Origin of the sequence: Armatimonas sp., from assembly GCF_043760365.1 — a bacterium.
Classification (GTDB): domain Bacteria; phylum Armatimonadota; class Armatimonadia; order Armatimonadales; family Armatimonadaceae; genus Armatimonas.
In genome coordinates this window covers 1-1802 of sequence record NZ_JAYUPA010000386.1, presented here as the reverse complement: position 1 = coordinate 1802, position 1802 = coordinate 1, and the positions used below count along the sequence as shown (strand labels likewise).

At 62.6% G+C, this 1802-nt stretch carries 2 protein-coding genes; both read left to right on the top strand.

Going from position 1 to position 1802, the window contains the following annotated elements; genetic code table 11:
- On the top strand, positions 1–1382 hold a 1382-nt coding region (locus tag ACH2EH_RS09245), incomplete at its 5' end, for a heparinase II/III family protein (protein ID WP_395141010.1).
- Positions 1383–1385: 3 nt separating this feature from the next.
- On the top strand, positions 1386–1802 hold a 417-nt coding region (locus tag ACH2EH_RS09240; protein ID WP_395141008.1), incomplete at its 3' end, for an FAD-dependent oxidoreductase.

Here is a 1802-nt window from a genome sequence, read left to right as displayed (position 1 = left end):
TGGGCCAGCGCTTGGGAGATACCCGGCTGCAAGCGCTCTTTGGGGGACTGATCCAGGCGGGAGTTGCGAGTAAGGAGTACGACCGGTCAAAGCCCGAGGGGCACAGCGGCGGCCCCAACTCCTACTTTGCCCCGCTTCCTCTCCTCTGGTTCGCTCCAGAGGTTAGGGGCGAACCAACACCGCGCCCCTCGAAGAAGACGGACACGCTTCCCTTTGTGGGGGCGGTTCTGCAGCGCAATCTCTCGCCGACAAAGAGTGCGAAAGATGCCCTGATGGCCGTGGTGAGTGGCGGCTCCCATGTGCATGGGCACGCATCGGGGATGGCGCTGGAGCTCTACGGCAAGGGGCAGGTTCTCGGGACGAACGCGGGCAAGGGAGAGTACACCACCGATGAGCACGAGAACTATCGGCGCTTGTTTGCCGCCTACAACACGGTGATCGTCAACGGCGCAAGCCAGGGCTCCGGCGGCTGGGTGGGGCTGGGAACGCAGATCGTACAGACCGTCGCGCTAGAGCCCGCGCTTGGAAAGTCTCCGCTCTCACCGTCATGCTCTTTCTCACTGACACGCTTCACCGACGACAAGAGCCCCGGCGCGAAGGCCACACAGGAGCGGCTGGTGGTGCTCGTGCGAACGTCACCGACTACGGGCTACTATGTGGATATCTTTCGCTCCCGCGCCCTGCCGGACACCCCAGAGCAGTTCCACGACTACGTCTACCACAACCTCGGGGAGGGAGTGGAGCTGACGGCGGAGCAACCCGGGCTGATGCTCCGCGCCGCACCGGAGCGGTTCCGTCCGATCCCGGGTGCCGTCTGGAAGCAGAATGGAAAGTACCTCTGGCCGGGCTGGCATGTCTTTCAGAAATCGCAGGCATCAGAACCGTTCGCCGGTAGCGTCCAAGCGCACTTTTACGCAAAGTCGCTCCCCGGAATGCGGCTCTTTCTGCCCGGCACACCTGGTCGCGAGTACGCCCATGCCCTCGCCCCGGCCACAAAAGAGGCTCCTGAACCCTACGACATGGCTCTCACCCCCGTACTCGTCGTCCGGCAGCGCGGCCCTGCCTGGGAGAAGCCCTTCGCCGCTGTCTTTGAGCCGCTGGAGCGCGGGGAGAGCAAGGGAAGTGTCGTCTCGGTTATGCCGCTCACCGACGAAAAAGGGCTGGCGGGGCTGACCGTGGTGAGCCAAATTTCGGGGCAGAAGCTCACCCAACATGTTCTCGTACGCTCCTGCACTCTCCCCAAGTTGGAACTGGAGCTGACCGGAGCACTTGGCATTGTCACCATCCGAGAAAATAACGCGGCGACACTCTACCTGGGCGAGGGAACGCTGCTACGCTATCAAAAGAACCGGCTCACGACACCCGGTGAGCGAAAGGGCTAGCCCATGATCTACGATGTGGTTGTTTACGGTGATTCTTGTGGAGCGGTCACGGCGGCGGTCGCCGCCAAGCGCGACGGGCGTTCGGTTCTTTTGGTCAACCCGACGGGCTTTCTGGGCGGCATGAGCGCCAGCGGCCTCGGCGCGACCGATTTTCTGGGCCAGCGTGCCACGTTCGGCGGGATCGCCTCGGAGTTCTACGACTTAGTGGCCGCCGCTTACGGAACCACGTATGTTCGCAGCTTCGAGCCCCACGTGGGCCAGCAGGCGTTTGAAAAACTCATCGCTGATGCGGGCGTGCCGGTGGTCTACAACGAGAGGCTAGACCGACGGCCTGGTAAAGGGGTCAAGAAAAAAGGGCGGCGCATTGAGGCCATCACGACACTCAGCGGCAAGACCTACCAAGGTAAGATGTTCATTGAT